Origin of the sequence: Phormidium pseudopriestleyi FRX01, from assembly GCF_017313335.1 — a bacterium.
Lineage (GTDB): Bacteria > Cyanobacteriota > Cyanobacteriia > Cyanobacteriales > Laspinemataceae > Laspinema > Laspinema pseudopriestleyi.
Map to the genome: position 1 here is coordinate 1 of NZ_JAFLQW010000176.1, position 4116 is coordinate 4116.

Sequence of the window (4116 nt, forward strand, 5' to 3'; positions counted from 1 at the left end):
AATGAGCAGCGCCCATCAGACTTAGGCTTAAGTCTAAGGCTGTGCAAGAATCCCCGTGTCTTTAGACATCGGGAGTGTCAACGCCCCTGGATGCGGAGACTCCTCCAAATCCCTTTACCTTTGACTCTTCTGAGACTCCACCGGGCGATCGCGGCGTTATTGGTAAACTAATAATAAACTCTGTCCCCTCTCTCGGGGTGGAAATACATCGCAGTTTTCCCCCATGTTTTTCCACCACAATGGAGTAAGCAATTGAAAGTCCTAAACCCGTCCCTTTGCCGACGGGTTTCGTTGTAAAAAAGGGGTCGAAAATTTTCAAGCGCACCTGTTCACTGATACCCGGACCATTATCCGCAATCCGAACCTGAACCCAATCGCGATCGCTAACTTCGGTACGAAGAATAATCCTCGGTAAGCGGGTTTTCCCCCGGTGTAAATCCGATCGCATGACATCGGCAGAAGTTACCGAAAAGCTAGAATCAGCCTGAGCTTCCTCGTTGCTCTCCTCAAAGAATCCTTCAAACCCATCCATCGCATCGATCGCATTATTTAAAATATTCATCACCACCTGATTCACTTGAGACGCATAACAAGTAATTTTCGGCAGCTTGCCATACTCCTTAATCACCTCAATTGCGGGACGCCCATTTTTACTCGTCAGACGAGACTGCAAAATTAACAGCGTGGAATCAATCCCCTCATAAAGATCCACCTCTTTCATCGCTGATTCATCCAGACGAGAGAAATTTCGCAATCCCAGAACAATCTGGCGAATGCGATCGGCCCCGGTTTTCATAGAAGAGAGCAACCGGGGTAAATCTTCCAGTAAAAACTCCAGATCCATGATTTTAATGGCCTGTTTAATTTCCAGGTTTGAATCAGGATAATGCTTCTGATAAAGACAAACTAAGTTAAACAAATCATCCAGATACTCTTCGGCATGATTGAGATTGCCATAGATAAAACTCACGGGGTTATTAATTTCATGAGCAATTCCGGCCACCATCTGGCCTAAACTGGACATTTTTTCGGTTTGAATCAGTTGTGCTTGGGTCTGTTTAAGTGTTTCTAAAGTTTGCGACAAGTGGAGATTTTTTTCATTTAAGGCATCATTGGCCTGATTTAAAGCCTGAGTGCGCTCTTGGACTTTGGCTTCGAGGTTGGCATACAAGAGAGCATTTTCTAAGGCGATCGCCGCTTGGGAGGAGAGGATTTTCAAAATCTCCAGCCGGTCTTTGGTAAAGGCTCCCCTGGTTAAATTATTTTCTAAATACAGGATGCCTAATGTTTTTCCCCCATTCATAATCGGGGTACATAACAAGGATTTTAACTGATGAGCCACCACATAAGGCTCTTTCGTAAATGACCCTTCACAAGCGGCATCGCTTAAAACTAAATTAGACCCAGTTCGCGCCACATATTTGACGATCGCCACGGGTAAATCGGAGCAAGTCTCGATGTCAATGGATTGCTCTACCGTTACTGCATTGCCATCGGTAGAAGCGGAGGCAGATATCAATAATTTGCCGTCAACGTCTAAAATTAAAAAGGCTTTTTCGGCTCCCGCATTTTCGATCGCCGTTTTCATCAGGGTCGCCAGCAATTTATCCAGGACGATTTCACTGGCGATCGCTTGTGAGGCTTTCAAGACTGTGGTCAAATCGAGGTGATCGCTACTCTCCCGAAGGACTGAAACTCCCACCGGCGTGGTTTTTTGTCCTTTGGTGGGATGAAATTGTTCTGGAGCGACGGGCAACAAGTGAGAATAAGTAGACTCCAACTGCTGCACTTTTGCGGTTGCTCCCCATTTTTTATACCCCTCCCGCGCTTCCTGCATATAGGCTTTAGCAGGGGTGAGTTTTCCTAATCCTAAATAAAATTTAGCCGCCAGTTCGTTAGCCAGAGCAGCTTCTTGCACATACTCCTGTTCTGTGGCGAGTTGGATGGCGAGATCATACCCGTCCATCGCCAGCAATTTGTGACCCAGAACGCGGTCCCTTTCGGCCTGAACCAGATAACATTTATGCAAGTAATTCATGGGGGCATGAGCGGCCCATTTTTTCAGTTTCTTTTGGTTCGTGGCGACTTTTTTGAGGAGAATTTTGCGGTCTTGCTCTTGCGCGCGATCGCACAGAGCCATTCGAGTGAGGGAATCATACCAATAAAACAGCCCCACAACCGGCAAGGCGATCGCCCCGTCTAAATATTTTTCCGCTTCTTCTGCATAACCTAAAGCTTCCGTGTAGTTTTCAAACCAATAACAGAGCATTAATTGATTCACAAAATAATCGTGCAGTCCATTGCGGTCATTGGCCGTGATCATTAAGGTAAGCACTTGCCCCCGATTATAGGCTTCTCCTACTAACTGACAGGGATTTTCACTTCGTCCCAACAAATTCAGTACCGCTTGCCGATACATTTCATTCCATTGCACCACGATCATCTGTTGCCATTGGGTCAGGGAATGGCTCAAGGATGCCATTTCCAGTTCTACCTCATTGAGTTCTGTTCCGCTAAAGTATAAGTTTTGACAGCGGTTTTTGGCTGCATAAGAGGCCCATTGTAAATCTCCATTTTCAATCCCCCTGCGTTCGGCTTCCCCTAACGGAATCAAGGTTTCCTTGAGATGCAGGGTCCAAGGGTTGATTAGCCCTTCTACCATCGTTAAAATTTTCGCATTGGCTTGGCTTGCACCGAACTGAGATAATAGATTTAATGCTAATTGTCCAAATTTATACCCGAGTTCAATTTCTCCAAATATGCCGCATAAAATTACGCCATAGGTCGCATAAGCAAAGGCGGACCACGGTGAATTTCCAGATAAAATGGATAAGTTCACTTGTTCAAATACAATCAGAGGCAGCAAGGAAGGGGCGGCTTGATAGGCGGAGGATACCAAGCTAGAGAGAATTCTCATGGCGGCGAGTTTCTCGGGTGCCATCATTACCGGCAATGCCAGTAAGTCTGTTGGGTCTTTTTCCCCCATTGCAGCTTGGTTTTTTTCCCGTTGCCGTTGGATATCTGCCCGGGTGGGATTATCGATTAAATCAATCCCCAGTTGTTGGGCAATTTTTACGCCAATTTTTACGGCTTCAAGGGGTTGGGCCTGGGCCATACAAGCTTGAATTTTAAACTCATAAATTTTGACCGCATCGAGCAGGGTTTTACTGGACTCAATGACCGGATTGGCTAATGTCGTCATTTGCTGGAAGTCACTACATAAATAAGCGGCTTCTGTGGCTTCTTGATACAGGGCTAAGGTTAGTTCATAGTGCGTTTGCCAGGGATCGTCACCTAAGAGTTGAATGCCTTGATTTAGATAGTTGAGGGACGTTTTGTAGGCTGCCGATCGCTTGGCTTTTTGTCCGGCGTTGAGGTTTAATTGAGCAATGTTTTCTCGCTCCCCTGGAGAATCACTCTGTGAGATGCCTTTATTGAGTTGATTGACGATATCAAACAGCAGCTCATCCCGGCGATCGCTGGGAGTATGGTTGAGCCAGTATTGTCCGATGGTTAAATGCACAGCAGACTTGGCGGAATCGGACATCAGAGAGTAGGCAGCAGCATGAATGCGATCGTGTACAAATTTATAGTGCGCGATTAGGCAATCGAGATTTGCCTCCTCATGACTGCCAGCTTTCCACTCGGCGATCGCCACAGACCAATCCGCACTCTCCGTTGCCGGTAACACAAACCCTTGGGTGACTCCTGCACGCAGATTTGCCGATGTTTCTTTCACGGACTGCTGTGAAATGGCCGCCAAAGTTTGCAGATCGAAGCGTTTACCAATACAAGCTGCCAGTTGGAGTACGGATTGCTCTCGTTCCCCCAGCTTACGGATTTTTGCCGCCAGCAGTTGCACGACATTATCCGTAATCGATCGCCGTTTAATTTTTTCAATCGACCACTGCCATGCCAAACTTTTATTGTCAAATTCAATTAAGCCATCATCATACAATCCTGTCAAAAACTCCTGAATAAAAAACGGATTTCCTCCGGTTTTATCTACCACTAATCCCGCCAAGGGTCCGGCTTGTCGTAAGGAACATTGAAAGGTATCGGCCAATAGCTGATTGATACTAACTAATTTTAATGGCTCTAATTCCAGGCGATTGA

At 46.2% G+C, this 4116-nt stretch carries 1 protein-coding gene; it reads right to left on the bottom strand.

Features of this window, described 5'->3' with window-relative positions; genetic code table 11:
• Window positions 1–61: 61 nt before the first annotated feature.
• Window positions 62–4116: trifunctional serine/threonine-protein kinase/ATP-binding protein/sensor histidine kinase (locus J0895_RS06370; protein WP_207087271.1), on the bottom strand; the 4055-nt coding region annotated here is incomplete at its 5' end.